The sequence below is a fragment of the Draconibacterium halophilum genome (assembly GCF_010448835.1).
Lineage (GTDB): Bacteria > Bacteroidota > Bacteroidia > Bacteroidales > Prolixibacteraceae > Draconibacterium > Draconibacterium halophilum.
In genome coordinates this window covers 2,247,089-2,272,695 of sequence record NZ_CP048409.1, presented here as the reverse complement: position 1 = coordinate 2,272,695, position 25,607 = coordinate 2,247,089, and the positions used below count along the sequence as shown (strand labels likewise).

The following is a 25,607-nucleotide window of genomic DNA, read 5'->3' as shown; positions in this document are numbered from 1 at the left end:
CTAGTATCGTTTTTCCAAAGTTATATTTTTAAAATAATGATGCAGTATCTCATCGTATTTATAGCCATTGTGCCCCATAACAGCAGCTCCAATCTGACAAAGGCCAACACCGTGCCCCCAGCCTGCTCCCTGCAAAATAAACTGTTGCGGAACTCCATCTACAACATCCTGTTTTTCAACAATAAATGCAGCGCTGTATAAATGTGATTCACTCAACCAACGGCGAATTTCGAGCTCTTTCCCAACCGTTAAAGTCTTTTTACTTCCAACAATTTTCAGTTTTATCAGTCGCCCTGATGCGCCGCGTTCAATCGGAATCATATCCAGAATCTTCCCAAAATCATATCCCGAGCGTTTCAAAATCAATGCTGCAAGATCATCTTGAGCATATTCCACCGTCCAGCGATAAAAGTCTTTGGCCGTCCAGTCGTATTCGTTCAACACCTGCTTCAGCACTTCTTCATCGGTGGTGTTACAAAATGCTTCCGGCGCTTTTTTTAACCACGGAACTGCATTTTCCTCTACAGTAAGATCTGTATCAAATCCTTTTGGTGCTGCAGGGTTATCAATCACAGCTGTTAAATAAGGATGATTTACAGGTTCCCAGCAATTTTCGAAAAGTTCGGCAATACCGCCACAACATTTCGAAAATCGTGCATCACAAATTACGCCATTGTAGGAAAGTACTACACCGGCCGTTTCATTAACAGCTTTTACCACATTCGGGTTATGCGAACGCGTTGTTCCCTGGTAACGCTGGCAATGGTCATCAGCACAAACATGAAATCGGGTATGATCTTCGCGGTCGTACCATTTTATGTATTCATCAGTGGTTTCAAAAGTACGCTCGTAAGTTTCCGCAGCGTCGGTCAGCTTGTCTTGCTTTTCAATTTGAGCAATTAACCAGCTACGCGAAATAATCGCATGAGCTTTCAACAAATCAATCGAGCTTTGAGCACTCATTTCGGAAGATATTACGCTGATCAGATAGTCTTCAATCGACAATATATTTACAGCTGTAATTTTATCCTCTTCAATAATAAATTTCAGTGCCCCCTGAAACTTCTGATTTTCTTTCTGTTCCCAGTGAAAATTTACGCCAATTGTTACGTCTTTTAATTCGAACTCCGACTTGCCCCTTTCCAGTGGCACGAAATACAATTTATCCAGACTTATTTTTGAATCATCAAGTTGTATTTTTCCGTTTTCGATACGAACCGAACCATCTCCCGAAGAAACATGATCTGTTCCTACCAATTGGTATTCTCCATGAAAATTGAATTCGACAAGATCGGCACTCATTATGCCAACGTGAATATTTGGAATGCTCATTATTTAAGTTTTGTAGTTAGTTTATCAAATTGGTCTTCTGTCCATAAAACCTGTTTCATTATACTTTCAATATCAGTTTTTCTGATATTCATAAAATCGTTTTCTTGTGGAGTAATTAAAACGCCGCCCATATCAACCGATGCGGGACTGATAAGAATATTCTCTTCGCCTTTTGCAAAATACTGCGACGGACGGTGAAGTGCACGCGGAAATACGAGAATCCTCCAGCCATCGTTTATATAACGGGCAAGAATATTTAGCATTGGTTCCTCCTCTTCCGAATGATGATCAAGAAGTGCATAGATTCGGGCAAACGCATTTTCTAAGGCTGCTTTATCTGCCGATTCCAGCACCAAGAAATTGCGAACGCCATCTTTTATGGCACTGTAGTTCACTTCATTTTTCACCCACTCAATTCCGTATTTTTCTTTTAAAACATACAATTCAGTATCCAGCGGCATGAATCCTGAATTTCCGGCCTGAAAATGAAAATGATCGGGTGCCGATGCGCCACATAAGGGTCCGTTGTAAAACAAGGTAAAATTTTCCATTGCTTTTGCCAGATCAAGCATGTTGACAAAATTTCCTTTTATCAGTTGAGGAGTATGTGCAAAAGTGGGAACAGTAAAGTGTTTAGGAAATATTGGAAAAGGATTTACCAACACCTCAAAATCGCCACAAGTTACGCCACGTTGCTCAACCGGGCGATTTGCTGCACACAAAAAACATGGCCGCGCTTCAATTGATTTTTTATCCACTTTAGCCGCCGAAGAAACAATTCGTCCCGGATTAAACTGAACCTTAATCGTAAATCCATCAAATTGAAACGCGCGTACCTTAACGTGTTCCAGTCCTGCAAAATTTTTACCCGCCAGCTCCCATTCCTTTTTCTGATCGGTAAGTAGTTGTTTAATTTTTGTTGAGATTGAATTCATTTGTTCTTTTTTCGCCCCTCCTAACCTCCCCAAAGGGGAGGAACAGGAAATTATAGCAAGTTGTTATCCTTCATCTTTTAATGTTACTCAATCTTCCCCTTTTGCGAGAACTAAAGGGGGCGATTATTTTTCTTCTGACGAGCTTTTAATTCAATGGTTCTAATACGGTCCTTGTAGGTATTGTGTGCATTCATTTTCACAATATCCAGGGCGGCATCCGAGTTATCATCCCAACGGCGACACAAGTACAGATTATCATAGGTCCGCCCAATTTGGTAATTTCTGGAAATGGCCAAACCAACAGCATAATCCTCCCCATAGCTGGTATTCGGAATTTTTACATCGCGCAACACCGGAGTATAAAAGGCACGCGGCGCCCCCAGACCATTAATTCGTAAAGCATTGTTTTTACCGTTATCCGGCGTCCATTCTTTATGATCGATAATACCAGGAGGTAGCTCTTCCAAACCAAAATTCACCAATTGGTATGTTCCCACAACCATGGCACATTTTTCGGCTTTAAAAACATCAACCACCTTTTGCAATGTATTTTCATCTTTATAAATATCATCGCTATCCAACTGCATCGCAATCATTCCACAGCGTGTATCGTGTACACCAAGATTCCAGCAGCCACCAATTCCAAGATCTTCACGAACCGGAACAATGTGCACCACCCGATCGTCTTTTTCAGCAAAAGACTGAATGATGGAAGTAGTTTTGTCTGTTGAGTGATTATCAATAACGATGAGGTTAAAATCAAAGTCAGTTTTTTGCATTAGTACTGACTCAATGGCATCGGCAATGGTAAGTTCGCGGTTTCGCACTGGAATTACAACCGAAGCTTTTTTATCAAAGCCTTTATCATCCAACTCAACCGGTGTAAAATCGGGACTTAACCACGCGCCCACATCTTTTAAATGTTCGGTTGCTGCCTGTTCCATTTCAACCTGCACCTGGCGGTTTTTCGGATCTACATAATCGAATATCTTTTGACCGCTTTTGCGGTTATCGGTTTCGTCAATGGTGTATAAAAACTCAGGAATACGGAACAACTCGCCTTGCTGCGCCACTTTTAAACGCAGGTAATACATTCCGGCGTGTTCAAAATTCTGTGTCATATTTTTTACCGCCGTTGTAAATGCATCGGCTTTGTACAATACCAGCGGACCAAAATTAAAGTCATCGCGTAAACTACCCTCCTGGTAATCAATCACCGGATGCGTTGCCAACTTGCCTTCTTTTACCTCGTAGTAATCGGAGTAAATTTTTACGGCACCGGTTTGTTCAGCAGTATCAACTAAACGCTCAACGGCAAATTGACCGAGTTTTACAGCAGTTACTTTTGTCAGCAATAATATGTAGTCTACGTCTGCCGACAAGGCAGCAATTTGTTTTACCGTTGCAGTAGAACTTAATTTTTCGAATGAAAATACCTCAGCTTTTTCGCCGGCCTCTTTTGCCACATTTTCAGGTAAAAATATTTTATTTACTGATGGATTGGCATGTAATTCTCCAACCATTTCCGATACCTGAGAATAGGCTGCGGCGGGTATAAAACAGTTAATTTTAGTCATTATTTGTTGATTTTAACTTTCTATTCATTTAACATTTCTAGTATATCACGCATTAAGATATCGCGATTTTTCTGCCCTTTTACACTTTCAAAAGGAAATCCCAAAACCACCGACTTGTATTTATTTTCGTAAAAAACGCCGGCACTAATTCCGTTTTCGGTATACCGGAAAATTGTTTCGCCGTTTTTATTAAACGCCTCAATTCCGTCGGGCGATTCAACCGGATATTGCTCCAATACATAGTCGGTGTTGAACTCACCTGTAAAGTTACGATTTGAATTCACGGAATAAAACTGTCCGTTCTGTACTGCATGATCTGTTCGCCATTTAGATCCCAGCAAGTTTTCAATTTGCTCTTTTCGCTTTTTTTCTTTTGGAATTTCAGCCCCCACATAAGCGCCTGACATAAATATATTTCCTCCGTTTTCAACGTAAGCTGAAAGCGCATTGATCATTTTTTCGGTATAAATTTCGTAATAAGGAACGGAGTCGTTTCCAGGTAAAAACGTTTGTTTTTCTTCGCCATAAAGAAGATCTACCAATTTGTAATCATTAAGATTGGTCAGCCCCTCTTCAACAGCTTCATCGCTCGACGAAACAAAACTATAACCGTTAGCCAGCAAACTTTTTCCGTGAATCATTGAAAAATCGAAGGTATTACCTCTAAAAATGGCTGTTTCCAGATCAGCATAACTTGCTCCAAAACCGGGACTATCATCGTCCAGCCAAACAGATTTTCTTTCAAAATCGTACTGATCGCCTGTGGTAGACATATCATATCCATAAGCAACTCCATGATCGAGAAAGCGCCAAACGCCAGCCAGCGAATCGGTTTCAAAAATGGCCGGTCCGTCAATACGATCGAAGCCATTTACAATCAATACCTCACCTTTACTGTTTTGGGCAATACCCACTGCCACTGTTTCTGATGGAAAACTTTCGCCGCCTGCATTTACTGCTGTAACCCTAAATCCATAAATTTTTCCAGGCTCAATATTCGAAAGTGTGATTTCCGTTTCATTTACCAGTGTTCCGTTATCAAATCCATTGTCGCCAACTCGTTTATACACCAAATATTTCTCGGGCGCGGCAGTTGGTTCCAGTTCGTCAGCTACCGGTTTCCACGATAATTTCACAGTACTTTCATTTGTAAAACTTGCAGCGAAGTGGTCGACTGGCAAAGGCTGCACCACATAATCCAAACCGTTTTGTGCGGAAATAAAACGCAACATTCCCTTATAAATGGCACGCGATACATCAAAACGAAATTGCGGATTGAGCACATATTTTACGTCCTCCAGATTTTGGTGCGACAATAACTCCAGCAACATAGTTGGCACCTGCGGACGATAAGCCTCGCTGTACTGCGCGTTCCACATTCCACGGCGCGTCCAGTTACATTTATAGACCGAATTTATATCGCTTACAATCTGCGTTTGTATCAAATCAGTAAGATCGCGCGAAGCATATTTCGACTGACCATCGGGGAAAACAGAAGTATCACGGTCGGTTGAATAAATTCCAAGCGTTCCCACAATTTTATTGTCGGGTAAAATTCCTGCATCGGTGTGGAAAGCAAAAGCCAGATCGATCGGAATTCCTAATCCCTGGGTCATTCGGTTTTTTGTAGGGCCAAATGGGGCTCCCATCAACCAATCTACCCATTCGCCACGGCTCATGTAATCATCTTTATAGTCATCTTCTCCGTTGTGCAGGTTCCACACCAGCGTATCAGGTGCCCCCGAGTATTGCAGATTATAGCGGGCACCCTCAAAAAAGCGTGAAAGTCCGCCGGCCCTGCCATTGCGAACGATATTTCCCATTCCTCCGCCAAAACGAACAGCATCTGCCGAAAATATTTTCCCCTCGCCTTCCGGTGCAATCAGTTCAACTTTTGCCGCTCTTTTATCTTTGCCTTCGTTGAAATAAAATTTATCGAGGTAAATCCATGTTCCGTAGCCCATTCGCTGATCAACCAAAAAATCGGTGACACCACCCGAATGCGTTACCCGGTAGGTAACCGCCCCATCACCTTTTGCATACGAAACATAAACGCCGTATTTTCCCGCTGCCAGGAAATCAGGAATGTAAGTGGCAACATTTTCCTTTTTTCTGCTTTCGAATTGTATTGCCGTACCTTCCTGAAAAGGATTTTTCGCTCCCTTAATTAACTCTGAAAAAGCAAATCCTTTTTCTTCATCGCTGCGCTTTCTTGGCTTTCGGAATTTACTTTTGCCTGTCGATCGATCATTATCAACAACAACCTCGTTAATTTGCCAGTCGCGTTCACGCGCATTAAAAACATTGGCACCGGCATTTTCCAGCATTGGGATTATAAAAGGAATAATAAATGAACTCGGCGAAATATCTTCAAGATTGGTGAATAAACGTGCACGCTGCCATTCCCACCGGTCGCGCGAAGTTTCGTAGTACCAGCCATGACTGTTCCACAAAGCAATATTAGCTCCATCAAGACCTTCAGAAATCAGGAAAGGTCTAATTTCATGAACGACATTCCTTCTTTTTCGATTTGTTGAAGTTAACCTACCTTCATCAACAGGAATTTCGTACCGGTAATAATTCGGAATCAACTCCTCTAAAAGCAATTGATTAGCCCATATTTTTAGTGGAATTTCTTTTAGGGAATCGGGCAAAACCTGTTTGATTGAATCGCTAACTGCCGACAAACTATTCTCTCTAAATGGCATTTCTGCCAACGCTTTATTAAAATAAAGAAATAGTGTATCGTTGGTGGATGAAAACAACGCCGTATCAAGCGAAACTTTTTTACCGTTGATGTAGTTTTCATTTCCTGAATAGAAAAAAGCACTGCTTTTTTGCTTCAGCTCTTTATTCAACTGTTCTTTCAGATTTCCCTTCTGCTGCGCACTTGCTGAGATATAAAAAAGAAGAAAGAGCAAGAAAAACAGTACATCCAGCTTTTTCTTACTTATTTTTAGGACTTTTGATTTAGTCAGGTTTAATTCCTTCATAGTTTTCCGACTAAGATTGTGGCAACAAATGTAAGTAAAATTTGTATTACATATTACAAGTACAAAAAGATTTTGTACATTTGCCCACACAAATTTGCTGAAAATAAACCAATACTAGCAGAATGATTGTAATAGCAGACAGTGGCTCATCAAAAACCGATTGGTTATTTATAAGTCCTGAAAAAGAATTTATGATAAGCTCCCGGGAATTAACCCCTTTTTCCAGCAAACAGAAGAGATTTTCACCACGCTTTTAACCACGTTTAAAGACATTTACAAAGAAGAGGTAAGCGAAGTGTTTTTCTACGGTGCGGGATGTATAAAAGGCAAAACCGACCATGTTGTATCGGAACCGCTGCAAAAGTTATTTCCGGAAGCGACGGTGTTTGTTGAAGACGACATTTTAGGTGCCGCACGTGCCTTATTGGGTAAATCGTCGGGTATCGCTTGTATATTGGGCACCGGAACCAATTCGTGCTTTTACAACGGAGCAGAGATTACCGACAAAGTTCCAACGCTGGGTTTTATTTTAGGAGACGAAGGCAGCGGTGCCTACCTGGGTAAACTCTTTATAAACGACTATTTCAAACGCGCCATTCCTGAAGATCTTAAACAAAAGATGGAAAACGAGTTACATCTTAAACTGGCCGATGTTTTAAATGCAGTTTATCGTGAAGAATATCCAAGTCGCTATCTCGCAAAATTTTCAGTATTCCTTAGTGAAAATAAAAATCACATTTATGTGCAGAACTTGATAAAAAGAAGTTTTACTGATTTCTTTTTTAAAAATATTGAGCGCTATAACAGCTTCGAAAAGTATACTGTAAATTTTGTAGGATCTATTGCTTTCCATTATTCAGATTTACTAAAAGAAGTCGCGTTTAACCGAGAAATAAGAATCGGAAACATTATTGACAAGCCAATTAACGGTCTAAAAAAATACCATACCAATTTATAAGAAAATGAGGGTTACAGAATCATCATCACTATACAACAACCTCGACCAAATGTCGGTTAACGAATTGCTGACTGGAATAAACAACGAGGATGCTAAAATTCATATTGCCGTACAAAAGGAAATTCCACAGATTGAAAAATTAGTCACTCAACTTGTTGACCGAATTAAAGCCGGTGGTCGTTTATTCTATTTAGGCGCCGGCACCAGCGGGCGTTTGGGAATTCTCGACGCATCGGAAATTCCGCCAACTTACGGCATGCCCGATGGTGTTGTAATTGGACTAATTGCCGGTGGCGATCGTGCCATCCGAAAAGCTGTTGAAGAGGCAGAAGACAATATCCATGGTGGTTGGGAAGACCTGCAAAAATTCCAGGTAAATGATAAGGACACTATTGTTGGAATTGCTGCATCGGGCGGAACACCTTACGTTATTGGAGCACTACAAGATGGTAATGCCAACGGCTTGCTGACATCTTGTATAACCTGTAATCCAAACTCTGAAATTGCAAAAGTGGCGAAGATCGCGATTGAACCAATTGTAGGCCCTGAATTCGTAACCGGAAGCACGAGAATGAAAGCCGGAACTGCCCAAAAGTTGGTATTGAACATGATTACAACTTCGCTGATGATTAAACTGGGACGCGTAAAAGGCAACAAAATGGTAGACATGCAGCTTACCAATAAAAAACTGGTTGAGCGGGGATCGAAAATGATTGTTGATGAATTGGGTATTGAATTTGAGGAAGCTAAACGTCTTTTACTGCTACACGGATCAGTCCGTGCCGTATTGGATAATTATAAGAAATAAGATAAGAACATCTGCGATGAGCAGGTTTTAATCTATGCGAAAGATGAAAAGAACCGATTGCTGAATAATCAGCTTAACGGTTCTTTTTTATTTTGCTTTAATCTGAATATTAAATCTTTACCACTCCAATTCCCGGGAGATCATTCAAAGTGACTTTTCCGTCAATCACTTTCATTCCATCAAAAATATCGTTGGAAATCAGTAGTGCACCGTCGAGATCGGCCCAATCACAAAGCGGCGATAGTTGCGAAGCTGCCGATATTGCACACGAGGTTTCAGTCATGCATCCAATCATTACATTCATACCAAGCGCACGCGCCACGTCTACCATTTTTTTGGCTTCGCGCATACCGGTACTTTTCATCAGTTTAATGTTTATTCCTGAGTAAACGTCTTTAAATTTCGGTATATCGTGTATACGCTGGAAGGCTTCGTCGGCAATGGTTGGCAGCGGACTATTGGCCGTTAGCCAGGCCATATCTTCGAGCTGTTCTTTTGGCATGGGTTGCTCCACAAAAACAATTCCTTTCTCATTCATCCAGTGTATCATGTCGAGAGCTTGATGCTTGTCTTTCCATCCCTGATTTACATCAACACATAACGGAACATCAGTAACCGACCGAATAGTTTCAATCAGCTCCTTATCGTTATCGCGCCCCATTTTCACTTTCAGCATTTTAAACGCTGCAGCTTCTTTGGTTTTTTCAATCACCATTTCCCGGGTGTCAATACCAATTGTAAATGTTGTATATGGCGTATCTTCAATTTTCAATCCCCATATTTTATACCAGGGCTGCCCAATCATTTTCCCCACCAAATCGTGTAAAGCGATATCAATACTAGCTTTAGCTGCTCTGTTTCCCGGCTCAGTGCAATCTACATATTGAAGGATTTCATCCATACGAAACGGATCGTTAAAACCCGACAGATCAACCTTATTTAAAAAGCGCGCAACTGTTTCGTGCGATTCGCCCAAATAAGGAGGCATTGAAGCTTCGCCATATCCAACCAGTCCGTCGTGTTCCAACTCCACCAACATTACAGGCGTAGTTGTGCGCGAACTGGTAGCCAGCGTAAACGTGTGTTTTAACTGAAGTTCAAAAGGTTTAAATCGTAATTGCATGTGCTAAATTTGTTGCTTTTATTCAGGTAAAATCTGCTTAAAAAACGGGTTATCAACCACCCATTCAATTCCATTTCCGTCGATGTTTTCCAAAACTCGTCGGGCACGGACAAAACCTTTTTCGTAATGTTCCGTGTATTTTTCGCTATTGCGATCTAAACTATTCACTCGCACCTTTCCTGAAGCATGAATAAACTCCTGATCGCCCAAACACAAACCAACATGTGTCACTCTTTCGCGTTGATCTCCGCTTGCTTTTCTACCAAAAAACACGAGGTCACCGGCTTCCAAAGCTTCGTAACTGTCCTCTGTATCAACCAACTCGCCATATAGAGTTTGTTGCGAAGCATCGCGTTGCAAAATTATTCCATAATAATAGTAAGCCGATTTCACAAAGCCACTGCAATCAACCATTTTTGCCGAGGTGCCGCCCCACAAATACGGAACGCCCATAAATTTTTTGGCAGTCGTCAAAACATCACTTGCAGCAACACTTTTGTTGTACCAAATATCAAGTCCGATACATTCATCTATTTTTACAAACGCATCGCGTCCATCAGCCAATTCAGTTTTGTAAAATCCATTTGTTTCATCAACAACACTCAGCAGGTTATCCAAAGCCAAATCGCATACAATACTCGAATTCTCGTTTGGTTTTACATATGCAAAACCGTATTGTTGTTTGTAAAGTACTTTTTTAAATGCTTTCCAGTCAGCCAGTTCTTCATTCGTTTTCAATGCAATTCCGGCACCATCAACCCAGCCAAAATAGCGATCGGGAGTTTGAATTAAATACCAGCCACCTTTTTTCCGGTACACTTTTACCGGTGTTCCCATCACGGCCTGAGTCAACATCTCGGCCGAATGTCTTGAGTTACCTCTGATATTACAAACCGAAAGCGTAACAATTGCCCACTTATTTTCTTTAAAATCTTCACTCGGCAGCAGTTCAACACTAAAATCAACGCCTTTCTCTGTTGCAAAAGTATACAATGCATCAAACGTCGCTTTCGAAACAGTGGCCCCGGTAATGGCGGGCTGACCATCTTTGTCTGATACTTCTACATTACAGTAAGCTAAACGTTTATCTTTAATTTGCTGATCGATCAATTGATCAACTTGCTGTTCAATTTCGGAAGATTGTTGCTGTGTACAAGACGCCATAACTATAAATAATAGAAAAATGATTTGTATAAATTTCATCCTTTTGAAGATTTGTATTACATATTACAAATATAAATTTTAACGAGGTATTTCCTAAAAATCAGCATAGGAAAATTACATCCTTAACCTCAAGTTTCAATTAGCTTTCGGGTGTTGGCAAATATTCGAAATCAAGATGATAACTCCAGGTATCGAAATACAGATTTCCTCCTTGCCATTCCAACTCGCCGCGCTGAAAATCAAAAGGTTCGCTTCGATAATACTTTTTAGGAGGAACCAATTCGCGGGCAAAATCATCGTTCACTATCAGGCGGTAGCAATCCAGTCCGTTCAGGTAAAACTCCTTTACTCTCTTGTCTTCCGAATCGATAAGTTTAAAAGATGGATCAACCGGCACCCAGCCAACACCTTCGTAATACACCTCGGCCCAATCGTGCAGATTTTTGGTTTGCGGCAACAAATACCAGCCGCTTTGCCATTTGGCAGGAATACCAAGACTGCGCGCCATACTCAAAAACAAAAAGGTTTGCATACCGCAATCGCCATGCATATTTTCAAGTACATAACACGGAATACATGACATGGTTGAATATTCGAGTGCGCCGGCCCACGGGATATTATCGTTTATCCAATAATAAATAAGTTTAACTTGTTTTACCGGATTTGTAGCATCACCAACAATACTTTTCGCCAATGCCTTAATCTCATCAGTAAAAACAATATGTGGCAAACGTTCGGCCGTATAATTTTTGTACAACTCCGACGACTTGTTGTAAGGCTGCACATCGTCAGGTTTTATATTAAACCACTGTGCTGCCGTTTCAAATAGGTAGGAAATTTGAAAAACCGTTTCCTCATCTTGCTCAGCTATTTTCTCCATGTACACTGTTCGCTGTAAAGTTTCGTTCGGAGCAATACTATAATCTCCCTGACTGGCTTCCATAAATTCGACCTGAGGTAAACGTTTCGATCCTGTTCGCGGATAGGGCAACCAACATTTAACAACTTCACCTGCCGGAACCGCATTGGCATCTAACGTAATGGAATAGTTTACTTTTATTTGTTGTTTATTAAATGGTTTTTGCGGCTCAATTCCTTTCTCAAACCACTGCGGAATAACGGTTTGCTGAAAATCCTCAACACCATCATACGCCTTCCCATTTTTTGCGTCTTTAATCTTTCCGGCCGCTTCATTTAAACGAAAAAAATTACTTACAGCTCTTGAGAAATATCGTTTTTCTCCGTCGATAACGCGCATTTCCAACTGCTTTTCCTCTTCCCATTTATCCAATTCTTCGGCTGTTAAATTTGGGTAGTATTCACTCAGCCGTTCTTTAACATCGGCACGCGTGTACGGAAATTCTTTGCGCAGGCGACTAATAGTCTCCAGTTGAATCTGAAATTTCTCATTCTCTGAATCCTCCACAAGTTTCTCTTTTAACAGATCTTTGGCCTCACTGAATTTTCCTTCCTCCAAATATTTTTTGAAATCGAACACTTCCTCTTTTTTATTTTGACAGGAACAAGTAAAAATTACCAAACTGATAAAAAGTAAACTTCTAATAAGTCTCATAGATATCGCCTAAATAGAGCTGTGAAGGTATTTCTGATAAATCTCCATGGTCCGGTGCAGATGAACTTTCATGAGTTCAGCGGCCTCTTCTCGTTTTTGTTTATTTATCACATCAAAAATCTTCAGGTGGTATTCGAGCGTGATATCTTTTTCGCCCTCCACATTGGCATAAATAAGGTTTCGCATGCGTGGCAACAACGAATAAATGGGTTCCATCGAAATTTGTACAATCGGATTATGTGTAGCCTTGGCAATCAACAAATGAAACTTGTTGTCCAGGTCGGCTTCCATTTGAATATTATCCGGATCACATCCTTTAAATGCTTCAATATTTTCCTGAATATCGCTTAAATCGTTTTGTGTACGCTGCTTGGCAGCGAGACTTGCAATTTCGGGCTCAAACAATCGGCGCACCTCAATTATTTGTGCAATCAGGTTATGATCGAACTGCATATCGTAATACAAATTCAGATTCTCAATGGCATCATCAATCTTCAATCCGGTAACCGTCATTCCGCTACCTTTTGTAATTTCAATTAAACCACGCGCACTTAACCGACGCAGTGCCTCGCGCAAAGCCGTTCGGCTAACACCAAACGATTCACATAGCTCTCTTTCGGTTGGTAATCGCGATCCTACAGGTAACTTTTTTTCCCGAATAGCAGCTTCCATTCTCCGTTCAATTTTCTGACTCAGCGTTAACTTACTCCCGATTTTTCTAAAGACTTCATCCATTGGTTATAATTTTAGTCGAGTGGTACAATTCTTCTAATTGTCCTATGTATTACAAATGTAGCATTTTAATAGAAAATACACGTTTATATAACTTTTCGCACAACAAATCTCTATCAAAATTCTTAGTGCTCTGATTAAGAAACCATTGTCATTCGATAAAAAAACAAGACCTTTTTTACAACTTGGTAGCCAGTTATTTTTTAGTACTTTAACAGTCCTTAAAACATCAATCTTTCTTGCAATGAAAAAATCGGGCGTTACATTTTTACTACTTATACTTTCTGTTTTATTATCGGCACAAGATCCTAACAGTCAGGTTTTAAACTTAAATAAACCCGAACGCGTTGAATGGTTTCGAGATCTGGGTTTTGGCATGTTCATCCACTTTAGTTTCGACAGCCAACTTGGCATTGTAATCAGCCATTCGATGGTTGGTGCTTCTGAAGATTTCCAGAATCGATATCTTAATGAATTGCCAAAAACTTTCAATCCTAAAGATTTTGATGCTAAAGAAATTGCCAGTTTGGCCAAACTTGCCGGAATGAAATACATTGTGTTCACTACAAAGCACCACTCCGGGTTTTGCATGTGGAATACGGAAACAACCGATTTTAATATTTCCAACACACCATACAAAACTGATCTGGTAGAAGAATATGTTGAAGCAACACGCGATGCTGGGCTGGCAGTGGGATTTTATTTTTCGCCTGAGGATTTCAATTTTTTACATGAAAACGGGCTTGAAGTGCGCCGAACAAACATTAACGATATTCCACCGCACATTATGGATAAGTACCTGGAGTTAAACGAACTTCAAACCATTGAATTAATGGCAAAATACGGCGATATCGACATACTGTTTTACGACGGAGGCGAAGGACCGTTGGTTGAAAAATGCAAACAAGTAGCGTGGGAACTTCACCCCGATGTTGTTGTTACACGCGGAGCAATGAATACGCCGGAACAAACGGTGCCCGGAACCACGCTAAGCGAACCCTGGGAAGGATGCTTAACCATGGGCTCGCAATGGGCGTACAAACCGGCCAACGAAAAATATAAGTCGGGCACGCGTTTGTTGGAAATATTAATTGAAACACGCGCAAAAGGTGGTAATCAGTTACTGAATATCGGGCCAAAACCCAATGGAGAAATTCCGGAAGACCAGGAAAACAGGCTACGAGAAATTGCTGCATGGAACTTTGTGAATGGCGAAGCAATTCATGCCACCAAACCGTGGGTCATTCCAAACGAAGGCAACACCTGGTTTACCTGGAAACCGGAAGAAAAAACCCTATACGCCATTTTAACCCGCCAGCCGGAATGGGCTCGAGGCGAACGACGCGAATTTGTTTTACGATCGGTAAACAGTACTGAAAATACTTCGGTAGAAGTTTTGGGGCAATCGGGCAAGCTTGTGGAATACATGCCTGAAACCGATGCACAAACCTATTTCGAACAAAAAGAAGATGGCTTGCATATCTCATGTGCGCGTGCACAGCGCCTTTATAACAATCATAAATGGAACTACCCCATTGTTCTAAAAATTACAAAAGCTCAACCTGCGTTCAATCCGCCCATTGTAGTAACCGAAAAAGCCGAAATTATTCAGACCGGAGGAAATACCTACATACAATTTAAGGGTAAAATTATTGAAAAAGGAGACGAGGAAGGCCTAAAAGTATGTTTCCAATATCGGCCACAACCCGACTTTACCGAGAAGCTAACTTCTGACGAATGGACCGAAACAAAATATCTGGAAATTGAGGATAATATTTTTATGTTCAGCATTCCCGTAAAAAATAAAAATATTACCTACCAGTACCGAACGGTTGCAAAACACTCAAAAGCCAACGTATATGGCAACTACAGAACAATAACAACAAAATGATAAGAAGTTTTTTTATTAAAATCATTTTTTTTTACGAGTAGGATTAATACCTTTATTTTCATGAATTAAACGTATGTGTAACGATTTGCTTTTACGAACTTACACGACTAGCTAAAACTCGATGCTAAACGACCAAAAAACTAAGACGTTAATTGCTGATGGCAATACTGGACGCTTTCAGTTGCTAATGGAGCTTACTTCTGATGAATTACTTCATTATGCATTAAGTTTTGTACGCAATCAGGAAATTGCAGAAGAACTGGTCAGTGATGTTTATGTGAAAATATGGCTAAAGAGATCTGAACTTCCCAACATTCAAAATATAAGATCCTACCTTTTTATTGCCGTTAAGAATAGTTGCTTGTCGCATCTCCGGAAAATGAAAAACGAAAAAATTGTATTCATCGATGAGTACAGCGATTTTTTATTTCATGCCGTAGAAAGTAACGACGATGAGACATTGGAAAAAGACTTGTTAAAAAAAATACATACAGCTATTGATGAACTCCCTCCAAAATGCAAAGAAGCATTTTCTCTTGCAAAGATTAATGGATTCAAACACCGCGAAATTGCTCAAATAATGAGCATCTCCGAAAAAACAGTAAACAATCACCTGGTTACGGCTCTCAAAAAAATAACAGAATCTCTTGGCATTGAAAAGAAAGCTAAAACCTCACCGCTAAAAAGAGCCAGTTTATTCACCTTCACCTGGTAAAAAAAGTCATTATCATAAGCTACTTCACCCTCTTCATTTAGACAGGAATTAAATAAATATGATTTTTTTATTATTGAATTAGGTATAGATTAATATCCAAACGTCTTTTAGGTAGAAAGACAAAAGATGACGAAGAAAGATAATACCTACGAGCTCATTGTTAAGAAACTAACAGAGGAGATAGATGCGAATGAAGAGCGGACTCTCATCAATGAGCTGGGCAAACATAAATCTACTGCACGAAATTATTCCATCCTAAATACCTTCTGGAAGAAGTATTTCCCAAAAACAAAAAAGCACTCTATAATACAGCAAACTGAAAAAAAGCTTGGATTCACATATCAGGAAAGTCCGAAAATTAATAACTGGAAATGGATCGGAATTGCAGCTTCTGTATTATTAATAGTATCAATGGCCTTTTCTATTAACTATATGATAGAAAAAAAGCAGGCCCCAACATTAAACCAGTACAGTTGCAAAGCCAAAGAAATTAAGACTGTAACCTTAAGCGATGGAACAAAAGTGTGGTTAAACTCCTCATCGTTGTTAATTGCCAGCGAACCATTTATTGGCGATAAAAGAGAAGTGACACTGTTTGGCGAAGCTTATTTTGAAGTTGCCCCAGATGCCGAAAAGCCTTTTATTATTGAAACCTCGAACCTTAAAACAAAAGTATTGGGAACCCATTTTAACGTGGTAGCCTACCCTACCGACAACATTCATGAGATTTCTTTATACGAAGGCAAGGTTCAGCTAAATCCGAATACGAATAACAATACTGCCATTTTAAATCCGGGCGATCGTGCTTATTACAACACCAGCACCGGAAAAATGAGACTATTGCATACAGACCTGGGAAAACCGGCACAATGGCGTGATGGAATATTGCGGTTTTATGATGAAGATTTGTTTAGTATTTCGAAAAAACTGGAGCGCCATTTTGAAACCCGGATTTTTGTTAGCGACTCAGTTACCGGAAAGATGAAATATTCGGGAGAGTTTGAAGAAGAATCGCTGGATCGCATTTTGGAATTACTGAGTGTTGCCAAAGAATTTGATTATAAAGTAAATAATAACGGAATAATTATAGAATCAAAAAAAGTAGGACACGATCAGAAATGATGAACTAAAATCAAAACTAAAAATCTTCCAGAGAGTGTGATCAATTCTTAACGAAGAAAAATAAAGTGAACTAAATTTTATTGTTTAACAAACTAAACTATTATTGTATGGAAAAATGCATTAATGCTAAGCTTTCCTGTTCTTCAGGATGGTTAACAAAGTTTCGTCGTGTAACAGCTGCCACCCTGGTATTGTTACTGGCGATTGTTGTTAGTGTACAGGCCAGCACTTATTCTGAATCGGTTAAGTTCGATTTAAAGATGAAGAAGGCCAGCCTAAAAGAGGTATTTCAAACTATCACTGAGCAAAGTGAGTTTAAGTTTGTTTACAACAACGACGTTGTAAACGACAACCAAAAAGTTTCGGTATCTTCCGAGGATTCCCGTGTTGAAGAAATTTTAGACGAAATTTTACCACAACACAACCTTGGCTATCAGGTAATTGACCGACAAGTTATTGTTTATCCGGCAGAAAATGACGGAAAATCAGCAAGCGAAACAGCTAGCCCACAAGAAAAAAGCATTTCGGGTACTGTTGTTGACGAAGAAGGCATGCCGATGCCTGGTGTATCAGTAATTGTTAAAGGAACAACCGTTGGTATTGTAACCAATACTGATGGAAACTACAATCTAACCGGGATTCCCGGAGATGCAAAAACCCTGGTTTTTTCATTCGTAGGAATGAGAACTCAGGAAGTAAACATTGGTAACAAAGCAACCATTGACATTACACTTGAGGCTGAAGCAATTGGGCTTGATGAAGTAATTGCTGTGGGTTATGCCTCTCAGAAAAAAGCAAATGTAGTTGGTTCTGTATCTACAGTTAGTGGAGATCAAATTGAAGCGATTCCTGCTGCCGACGTTACCAACACACTTTCAGGCCGCATGTCAGGTGTTACCGGAATCCAGAGCACCGGAGAGCCAGGCCAAAGTAATGCTACTCTTCTTGTTCGTGGTCGTACCACATTAGGAAACCGTAACGACAACCCGGAACTAACTGCTCCGCTTGTTGTTATTGATGGTATACCAGGTCGTTCGTTAGGCGATGTTGACCCGGTTGATATTGAAAGTGTATCTGTTCTGAAAGATGCATCGGCTGCAATTTATGGATCAACTGCAGCAAACGGTGTTATTTTGGTTACTACCAAAAGAGGAAAATCAGGAAAACCAAGATTGAACTACCAGTTCTACCAGGGCTTAATGAGTCCAACAATTCTTCCTAAAGTAACTAATGCAGGTGATTATGCAACAATGTTAAGCGAATTTCAGGATTACGAAAACAGAGAACGTACCTATTCTGATGAGGATATTGCATTGTTTTACAGTGGAAGAGATCCTTGGGTACACCCTAACAGTGACTGGGTTGGTGATCTTGTTGCCGATTGGACAACTACCAGCAAGCATAACTTCAGTATTGATGGTGGAAGTAACGGAATGTATTACTATGTTTCTCTTGGTTATAAAAACGAAGAAGCTATATACGAGCAGGAATCTACAAATTACAAGCAATATAATTTGCGTGCAAAACTGGAGCTTCCTATTACCGAATGGTTAACAACATCTGTTGATTATGCCGGATTCTTAAATAACAAATTGTATCCTACTAAAGGTGCCGGTGATATTTACGGACAATCAACACGTCTGCTTCCTACACGTTGGTCTTTCTGGCCAAACGGTAAACCCGGACCAGATATTGAATACGGTGATAACCCGGTTGTAACATCTACATTTGAGGGTGGTTACGACGATCAAAAAGACTACATTAACCAATTAACCTTTAGGGCAACTATCACTCCGCCAATGATTGAAGGATTAACCCTTAGCGGTTATTATTCTTATGATGTATCGAACTGGTACAGAAAAGAATTCCGTAAACCATGGACGCTGTATACTGAAAATTTGAGTACAGCAGAATATGATTCTGAAGGATATATTGTTGATATGGAGCTAACTCCTGCGTTGCGCGGATACTCTTCACCAGAGCTTTCCGAAACCTATCGCAGAAACATACGTAAACTAGCAAATTTTAACTTTAATTATGCGCGTGATTTTGGTGATCATTCAGTTTCTCTTTTTGGTGCATACGAACAGATAGACCAAAACAGAAACGAAATGGGTGCTTTCAGGAGATACTATATTTCCGACGTAGTACAAACTATCGACGCCGGTTCGGATACCGACAAAGACAACTGGGGTTGGAGCTGGATTTATGCACGCAAGTCGATCATTGCTCGTGCCAACTACAGCTATGCAGGAAAATACCTGGTTGAAGCACTGTTCCGTCGCGACGGTTCTTTAAAATTCCCACCAGACAGCCGTTGGGGTAATTTCCCTGGTTTAATGTTAGGATGGAGAGCCTCTGAAGAAAATTTCTGGCAAGAAAATTTATCGGCCATCAATTATTTCAAAATGAGATTATCGTATGGTAAAATGGGTATGGACCCTGGTAGCCCTTTCCAATACATGAATAAATATGTACTGGGTACCGGTTTAACCATGGGCTCAGGAAAACAGGTTGAAACAGTTGTACAACAAGAAGGAGTAGCCAACCCAAACATTACCTGGGAAAAACAAACGACTTACAACATCGGTTTCGAATCGCAGATTCTTGATAACCTATTTTCTTTCGATGGTGATTTCTTCTACAGCAAACGTTCTGATATTTTAGCTTCAAGAGATGCTTCTGTTCCTCAATTTACAGGATTAGCATTACCTGACGAGAATATTGCAGAAGTTGACAACCGTGGTTTTGAGCTGGAAGCCGGATACCATAAAAATATTACTTCTGATTTAAGACTTGACCTAACCGGCCAATTCTCGTACAACCACAACGAAGTGGTATTTATGGACGAGCCTGAAAGAGCAGTGCCTTGGCAACAACGTACCGGACACCCTTACGGAGCCTGGTTAATGTACGACGCCATTGGTATTTTTGAAAACGATCCAACAGAGTCACAACCTCATTGGGACGGAGCACGAGCAGGAGACGTAATTTTCAGAGACGTAGACGGTGATGGCAGCATTACCAGCGACGACCAGATTCTGGTAGACCAAACCGATATGCCGGAAGTTACTTACGGCTTATCTATAGACTTAGACTACAAAAACTGGCACTTATCGCTACTGGCACAAGGACAGGGAAAATATTACCGTATGAATATCGCAGATGGACGTCGTGGTGAAGCAGGTAACTACTTCCAATGGAGTTTCGATGACCGCTGGACACCTGAAAACAGAGTTACGGATGTAGCAAGAGCATACAACCGCGATGATGCATATTGGTCGTTTGATAACCATATGAGTACTTACCACCTGGATAACATGGCTTATTGCCGATTGAAAAATGCCGTTCTTACCTATACTATACCAAATACTGTATTTGGCGATTTAGGCATATCACGAGCTCAGGTATATTTTGCAGGAAACAACCTGTTCCTGATTTATGCTGCACAGAAAAACTTTGATCCGGAAATTGGTGCTCCAATGAACTATCCGGCCGTAAGAACTCTGGCTCTTGGTGTTAAAGTTACATTTTAGTAATATAATGAATATTGAAAAATGAAGAATATGAAAAAATATTAGGATATTCGATACTGATGTTGACGCTTATTATTGCAACAACATCCTGCGACGATATTCTCGATCAAAAGGCAGTAGACGCCTTTAACGAGGAATCTGTATTTGAAGATTTAAACCTAACTAAAGCATATTTGGGCAGATGTTATGACTTTATTGGCGTAGACAACAATATGTTATTAGGTTTAAGAGAAGACCTTCTCGTAGGAGCTACGGATGAAGCTTTATGTATTCACCGCCCAGGTGGTTATCCTTTTGTAAAGGGTAGTATGAGCCCCGATGAATTGGGTCACTTTGGAAACTGGCGTTTTAACTGGATTACCTGGAACCTCTATTCCAATATCAAAAACGTAAATGTATTTCTTGTAAATGCACAAAACGTACCTACGGAAAATGCAAGCCAAGAAGCCCAGTTGGCAACTTATATAGGTGAAGCATATTTTATCCGAGCTTTCGACTATGTAAACTTAATGCGTTCTTATGGTGGTTTGGTTTTAGTTGATCAGCCATTTGAGTTAGGTGAAGATTTCTTATCAATGAATAGATCTTCATTAGATGCCACACTTGAATTTATTTTGGCAGACCTTGACAAAGCAATTGCAGCACTCCCAACAAAAGATGAGATGGAACAGGGACGTGCAACAAAAGGTGCTGCTGCGGCGCTAAAATCACGTATTTTAAGCTGGAGTACCGGCGAATTGATGCACGGAGCTTATTCTACCGATCCGTTGGTTTCATTCCAATCGAACAGTAGAGAATCGTTATTGGCTCAGGCCCAAACCATTGCCAAAGGCATTATGGATGGTAACTATGGTGACTACTCCTTAGTAGGATCTACAGATGATCCTCCATCTCCATTAACTGAAGCCGATGTACAAGATTATTCCGAAAACTTCCTTAGTATTTTTACTCAAAGAGGCGAATGGAACGATGAAGCTATATGGGGTGTTCAACACTTACAATCGCAAGGTAACACCACCACACAAAACAGATGGTGGGGACCATGTGGATATCATAACTGGGGAAACAACGGCCCTAACGAGCCGGTTGTTCGCAAATTTGAAATGGCAGATGGTACTCCATTTGTTTGGGATAAATACAACCCGGGCGATATGGAAGTGAGAGAAGCCACAGCTGCCGAGTTAGCAGCCGACCCTGAAATAAATCCATACGTAGGAAGAGAACCTCGCTTTTACGCCAGCATATTTTATGACGGTGCACCATGGATTCAGCGCCCGGATGATGCTGTTGCTTTCGACCCAGAAAACCGTATTCAAACCGGTTATTATATCGCGGCAGATGGTACACAAACTGCAGGAGTTGATACCCGCCAGGGACCAATTGAAGCATGGAACGGTACCAAAAACGGATATTATATGAAGAAATACCAGGATCCGGCAACTGTAGGTCAGTTCTTTAACAACGAAAATGCCTGGATAGAAATGAGGTACGCCGAAGTTATTTTGGATTATGCCGAAGCTTGTATTGAGTTGAACGAAGTAGAAAAAGGCATGGAGGCACTAAATATGATTAGAAATCGTGCCGGATTACCTGATAAGATGACTACAAGCCAGGACGAAGCCAGAGAATGGTACCGTAACGAGCGACAAGTAGAATTCTTTGGAGAAGGCGACCGTTGGTATATGATTCGTAAATGGATGATTGCAGAAGACGTTATTAAAACGGTTCACCCAATGAAAATTTACCATTACGAAGATGGCAGTCACCGTTGGTTTTATGATACCGAATCAGTTGCTGATTTGAGATCATGGAATGATGCCAACTACTGGTTACCTATTTCTCGTACTGAAATAAACAAGGCACCACAGTTGCAACAGAATCCCGGTTACAACTAGTAGTTAAGTTTAGTTAGTTATAAAAAGACCGGCTGGAAATGCCGGTCTTTTTCATATAGATCTTGACATTTCGTATTTTCAAAATAAAAAAAATGAAAACCAAATTTCTTTAACTAAGCCGCTAAATACTCTAATCGGAATTTCACCAAACATTCAATAAACCGTTCCTGAAAAAGTAATCGGTTCTTCCCATTAACATTATTATTTAAACCAACGCATTGGCATTAGCCTATTGCTCTAATTTCTATTGTCATGATTAGAATAAAACTGTCTCTGATGATGCTCCTCCAATACATGATGTATGCAGTTTGGTGGGTTCCTCTCGCTGCTTATTTAACCAACCTCGAGGTTAGCAGTTTCGAAAAATCGATGATATTAAGTTCAATGGCTATTGGCTGTCTGGGATCTCCTATTATTGGTATGTTGGCCGACCGTTTTTTCCCCGGACAAAAAGTATTGGCCTCGTTAAATTTGCTGAATGCAGTAATGTTATTACTGGCCGGAACAACAAATCAACCCGATTTATTATTTGTATTCCTGCTTATTGCCATGCTTGGCTATATGCCCAGCTGGAGTTTAACCAGTTCAATTGCAATGGCACACCTCCCTTCCGAACAATTCCCTAAGATAAGGGTTTTTGGCTCCATTGGCTGGGTAGCTTCGGGTTTATTCAGTATTATTTTTATTCGGTTTTTAGACCTTGATTTTGACGGAACAAATATTCCCTTTTATTGTGGTGCAGCAGTTAGTATAGTAGCTGTATTTGTCAACCTGACTTTGCCGAATACACCTCCACCTGCCAAAGGGCAAAAAGGTTCGTTAATTGATGCGTTTGGCTTACGCACCATAGAACTAATGAAAGACAGGAATTTTGCCATTTTTATTGCATTCTCCTTTCTCTCGATGATTCCCTTTGCCATGTACTACTCATTTTTCTCCGAATTCCTTTTAAATATCAATACCAAATACATTTCAGTAACCATGAACTGGGGGGTATTAGCAGAAATGGGATTTTTACTCCTGGTTCCTCTAGCCATAAAAAAACTGGGGTTAAGAAAAGTAATGGTTTTGGGACTCGTGGCACTGGTTGTTCGCTACCTATCGTTTTTTGCCGGCGGTGCAATCAGCCAAAGCTGGATGTATTTTATCGGAATCCTGATTCACGGATTAATTTTTGGGTTCTTTTATGTGGGCGGTCAAATTTACATCGATAAAAAATCACCTGCCGGATTGCGCTCGCAGGCACAGGGTTTTATTTTCCTGGTAACATTTGGTGCCGGCCTTCTGGTGGGAAACTTTATTTGCAGCGAAATTATTGCCTATTACAAAAGCGATGCGGGCTACGACTGGAATGCCATTTGGGGAATAACCACATTAAGTTCGATAGTGTTACTGCTCGCATTTATGTTGTTATTTAAAAACAACGATGAACACTTAAAATCGAGATAATTTCAATCCAAAATCAACAAAAACAAGTAAGGCAAATCGTTAATTGAAAAAAACATAATACCAATATGTATCAGCAAAATCACGAAGAGCAATTTGAGCTTTTCTTTTGTTCGACTGATTTTGCTGATATATCTGGTAATACCGTTGAAATCGTTGTTCGGTTTGTGGATCAATTTTCAGCTGTTTTAGCTCAGGTATCTCTCCTATATTCAGTAATTTGTAGGTAACCACAGCCTCTTCAACATTTTTGGGAATCTTTTTTAATCCCGCCTGCTCCATTGCCGGTAGCAATTCAACAATACCTTTCATATCTTTTTGAAGCATCAGCCAAGACAGCTTATATTGCAGGGCAATCGGGTTATTCGGGTCGGCATCCAAAACAGGAAGCAGGTTTAGCCAGGGTTCATCGCTTTTTACAAAAAAATCGAGTTTGGTATCCTGCTGCCTTTTTCGTCCTAATTCGTTATCGCTCAATACGGCTACATCATCGTTCAGAAAATTCCTGAAATCGCGTGCCTGGTTTTTGTAAAAAAGCGATTGACCAAGAATTGTAATGTATTTTTCCGCCGTTTGGTAATTTCCTTTAATCAGCTCGGTTTTAATTAGCATTTTAAGGGTTTCGGGTGTATAACCATAAATCACAGTGTACTCGTAAACCCAACGTTGTGCCTCGTTTACTACACCAATGGCATAATAATAATAACCACCAAACCGTAAATACTGCCCTATATTTTCCCATTTTAAAAAGAGAGTGGTTCCATCGTTGCTCTGGCGGAATTTGAATAACGAATCTCCCAAACGCCCGGTTTCGGCCAATGCCACATTGTTTATAAACAGCGTTAGTTTGTTGTTTGTTGGTTCAACAGAATTAAATCGAATCAGCTCATCATATTTTTGTTCGTAGAATAATTTTTCAGCGTGAAAGTAGTGCTGACTCTTGATGTCAATGCGCAGAGACACAACAACAGTAAGCAACAGAATAATAAGAAAAGGAGAAAGTTCGGCAAACTTCATTTGCCTTATTTTTAAACGATCGATTGATTTGACCTTTATTTTTGCAAGTATTGGAACAAACAGTACAATTAGTGCTGTTACCCCAAACAAAATAACCTGTCCGCCAATAGCGGTTACCGAAAACGGGAAAACAAGAAGCGAACTGGTGGTTTGATAAAATAAAAACTCCTTACCAAGCCAAAAGCAAATACCAACACTTAACCAACTGAATGCCAACACCAACCATTTTCTTTCTAATAGAAAATAAACGGATAACATTCCGAGTAACAGGTAGGAAAAACTACCAAAAAGAAAATAAATAAGCGGAAGAATGATTACCGCTCCCCATCGGGACTTTGGCTTGCTTGTTATTACTCCCAAAAACAAAAGTAAATGAATTAAAATGCCAAGGTTATTTATGGCCTGATACTGATAATTTGTCTGCAGATAAAAAAGTAAGGCCCCAATAATAAAAGAAACAAAATAAAGGCGGCGACCTGTCAACACAGAACCTATTTTCCCCAAAACAAATGTAATCGCACAAATTTCTAATACTACCAAAACAGCTCCGAGCAAAGGATAATAATAAAATGCCTCCTGCAATTCTCCCAGATAGATTAAAAATCCTCCGGGTTGATTCAGGTGTTCCTGCAAATAAGAAAAAGTGAGCAAAAACAATGACGATTTTTCCTGATAGTAGAAAATATAACTTGTAAAGTTGAATAAATAAAACGTTCCCAACAACAAAAGAAGGAGATACGGTAAGTTCAGTACAATCCGGTTTAATTTATATTTTGATTGGTTCATTGTT

The 25,607-nt window shown here is 40.2% G+C and carries 17 protein-coding genes; 8 read left to right on the top strand and 9 right to left on the bottom strand.

The genetic code is table 11. The features are described from left to right. From G0Q07_RS09150 to G0Q07_RS09135, 4 genes are all read right to left on the bottom strand, one after another. Positions 1-1,332 (bottom strand): SpoIID/LytB domain-containing protein, encoded by a 1,332-nt coding sequence (locus G0Q07_RS09150; RefSeq protein ID WP_163345807.1) that lies wholly within the window; start codon positions 1,330-1,332, stop codon positions 1-3. After that, positions 1,332-2,267: a DUF4922 domain-containing protein gene (locus G0Q07_RS09145; RefSeq protein WP_163345806.1), complete on the bottom strand. Its 936-nt coding sequence runs from the start codon at positions 2,265-2,267 to the stop codon at positions 1,332-1,334. Before G0Q07_RS09145 ends, G0Q07_RS09150 begins: the two co-directional genes overlap by 1 nt. Positions 2,268-2,377: 110 nt before the next feature. Beyond that, positions 2,378-3,844: a glycosyltransferase family 2 protein gene (locus G0Q07_RS09140; RefSeq protein WP_203532709.1), complete on the bottom strand. Its 1,467-nt coding sequence runs from the start codon at positions 3,842-3,844 to the stop codon at positions 2,378-2,380. Between the two features lie 20 nt (positions 3,845-3,864). Next, positions 3,865-6,837: a golvesin C-terminal-like domain-containing protein gene (locus G0Q07_RS09135; RefSeq protein WP_163345805.1), complete on the bottom strand. Its 2,973-nt coding sequence runs from the start codon at positions 6,835-6,837 to the stop codon at positions 3,865-3,867. Positions 6,838-7,132: 295 nt separating this feature from the next. Between G0Q07_RS09135 and G0Q07_RS09130 the strand changes: the two genes are divergently transcribed. Both G0Q07_RS09130 and murQ read left to right on the top strand, forming a co-directional pair. Continuing rightward, positions 7,133-7,795 (top strand): hypothetical protein, encoded by a 663-nt coding sequence (locus G0Q07_RS09130; RefSeq protein ID WP_163345804.1) that lies wholly within the window; start codon positions 7,133-7,135, stop codon positions 7,793-7,795. A 4-nt stretch (positions 7,796-7,799) separates the two neighbouring features. Next, on the top strand, positions 7,800-8,603 hold the full coding sequence (murQ, locus tag G0Q07_RS09125) for an N-acetylmuramic acid 6-phosphate etherase (RefSeq protein ID WP_163345803.1): 804 nt from the start codon (positions 7,800-7,802) through the stop codon (positions 8,601-8,603). A gap of 109 nt (positions 8,604-8,712) precedes the next feature. Here the strand turns inward: murQ and G0Q07_RS09120 are convergent, their stop codons facing one another. The 4 genes from G0Q07_RS09120 to G0Q07_RS09105 all read right to left on the bottom strand — a co-directional run bounded on the left by G0Q07_RS09120 (position 8,713) and on the right by G0Q07_RS09105 (position 13,198). Then, on the bottom strand, positions 8,713-9,726 hold the full coding sequence (locus G0Q07_RS09120; RefSeq protein WP_163345802.1) for a dipeptide epimerase: 1,014 nt from the start codon (positions 9,724-9,726) through the stop codon (positions 8,713-8,715). Between the two features lie 18 nt (positions 9,727-9,744). Next, positions 9,745-10,929, bottom strand: coding sequence for a C40 family peptidase (locus G0Q07_RS09115; RefSeq protein ID WP_163345801.1), 1,185 nt, complete (start codon positions 10,927-10,929; stop codon positions 9,745-9,747). Between the two features lie 100 nt (positions 10,930-11,029). Next, a complete protein-coding gene (locus G0Q07_RS09110; RefSeq protein WP_163345800.1) occupies positions 11,030-12,388 on the bottom strand; it encodes a transglutaminase-like domain-containing protein in 1,359 nt (452 codons plus the stop codon). A gap of 84 nt (positions 12,389-12,472) precedes the next feature. Continuing rightward, positions 12,473-13,198, bottom strand: coding sequence for a FadR/GntR family transcriptional regulator (locus tag G0Q07_RS09105; protein WP_163345799.1), 726 nt, complete (start codon positions 13,196-13,198; stop codon positions 12,473-12,475). Positions 13,199-13,439: 241 nt separating this feature from the next. On the opposite strand from G0Q07_RS09105, the gene G0Q07_RS09100 reads away from it, so the two are divergent. The 6 genes from G0Q07_RS09100 (at position 13,440) to G0Q07_RS09075 (ending at position 23,803) form a co-directional block, all read left to right on the top strand. Beyond that, positions 13,440-15,086, top strand: coding sequence for an alpha-L-fucosidase (locus G0Q07_RS09100; protein WP_163345798.1), 1,647 nt, complete (start codon positions 13,440-13,442; stop codon positions 15,084-15,086). A 121-nt stretch (positions 15,087-15,207) separates the two neighbouring features. After that, positions 15,208-15,801, top strand: a complete 594-nt coding sequence (locus tag G0Q07_RS09095; RefSeq protein ID WP_163345797.1) for an RNA polymerase sigma factor — start codon at positions 15,208-15,210, stop codon at positions 15,799-15,801. A gap of 126 nt (positions 15,802-15,927) precedes the next feature. Then, positions 15,928-16,923 (top strand): FecR family protein, encoded by a 996-nt coding sequence (locus tag G0Q07_RS09090; RefSeq protein ID WP_163345796.1) that lies wholly within the window; start codon positions 15,928-15,930, stop codon positions 16,921-16,923. A gap of 107 nt (positions 16,924-17,030) precedes the next feature. Further along, positions 17,031-20,459, top strand: coding sequence for a TonB-dependent receptor (locus tag G0Q07_RS09085; RefSeq protein WP_163345795.1), 3,429 nt, complete (start codon positions 17,031-17,033; stop codon positions 20,457-20,459). Between the two features lie 14 nt (positions 20,460-20,473). Continuing rightward, positions 20,474-22,354, top strand: a complete 1,881-nt coding sequence (locus G0Q07_RS09080) for a RagB/SusD family nutrient uptake outer membrane protein (protein ID WP_163345794.1) — start codon at positions 20,474-20,476, stop codon at positions 22,352-22,354. A gap of 252 nt (positions 22,355-22,606) precedes the next feature. After that, entirely contained in the window at positions 22,607-23,803 is a 1,197-nt protein-coding gene (locus G0Q07_RS09075) for an MFS transporter (RefSeq protein ID WP_163345793.1), read from the top strand. Positions 23,804-23,842: 39 nt separating this feature from the next. Here G0Q07_RS09075 and G0Q07_RS09070 read toward each other — a convergent pair whose 3' ends face one another. Next, the gene (locus G0Q07_RS09070) at positions 23,843-25,603 is read right to left on the bottom strand and encodes a DUF6057 family protein (protein ID WP_163345792.1); all 1,761 of its coding nucleotides are present in this window, start codon (positions 25,601-25,603) and stop codon (positions 23,843-23,845) included. Positions 25,604-25,607: the final 4 nt, after the last annotated feature.

What these genes read in the sequence shown, in the direction of transcription:
- G0Q07_RS09075 (WP_163345793.1), top strand. Translation starts at nt 22,607, where the DNA reads ATGATTAGAATAAAACTGTCTCTGATGATGCTCCTCCAATACATGATG.
- G0Q07_RS09095 (WP_163345797.1), top strand. Translation starts at nt 15,208, where the DNA reads ATGCTAAACGACCAAAAAACTAAGACGTTAATTGCTGATGGCAATACT.
- murQ (WP_163345803.1), top strand. Translation starts at nt 7,800, where the DNA reads ATGAGGGTTACAGAATCATCATCACTATACAACAACCTCGACCAAATG.
- G0Q07_RS09100 (WP_163345798.1), top strand. Translation starts at nt 13,440, where the DNA reads ATGAAAAAATCGGGCGTTACATTTTTACTACTTATACTTTCTGTTTTA.
- G0Q07_RS09145 (WP_163345806.1), bottom strand. Translation starts at nt 2,267, where the DNA reads ATGAATTCAATCTCAACAAAAATTAAACAACTACTTACCGATCAGAAA.
- G0Q07_RS09105 (WP_163345799.1), bottom strand. Translation starts at nt 13,198, where the DNA reads ATGGATGAAGTCTTTAGAAAAATCGGGAGTAAGTTAACGCTGAGTCAG.
- G0Q07_RS09140 (WP_203532709.1), bottom strand. Translation starts at nt 3,844, where the DNA reads ATGACTAAAATTAACTGTTTTATACCCGCCGCAGCCTATTCTCAGGTA.
- G0Q07_RS09115 (WP_163345801.1), bottom strand. Translation starts at nt 10,929, where the DNA reads ATGAAATTTATACAAATCATTTTTCTATTATTTATAGTTATGGCGTCT.
- G0Q07_RS09090 (WP_163345796.1), top strand. Translation starts at nt 15,928, where the DNA reads ATGACGAAGAAAGATAATACCTACGAGCTCATTGTTAAGAAACTAACA.
- G0Q07_RS09085 (WP_163345795.1), top strand. Translation starts at nt 17,031, where the DNA reads ATGGAAAAATGCATTAATGCTAAGCTTTCCTGTTCTTCAGGATGGTTA.
- G0Q07_RS09135 (WP_163345805.1), bottom strand. Translation starts at nt 6,837, where the DNA reads ATGAAGGAATTAAACCTGACTAAATCAAAAGTCCTAAAAATAAGTAAG.
- G0Q07_RS09070 (WP_163345792.1), bottom strand. Translation starts at nt 25,603, where the DNA reads ATGAACCAATCAAAATATAAATTAAACCGGATTGTACTGAACTTACCG.
- G0Q07_RS09150 (WP_163345807.1), bottom strand. Translation starts at nt 1,332, where the DNA reads ATGAGCATTCCAAATATTCACGTTGGCATAATGAGTGCCGATCTTGTC.
- G0Q07_RS09120 (WP_163345802.1), bottom strand. Translation starts at nt 9,726, where the DNA reads ATGCAATTACGATTTAAACCTTTTGAACTTCAGTTAAAACACACGTTT.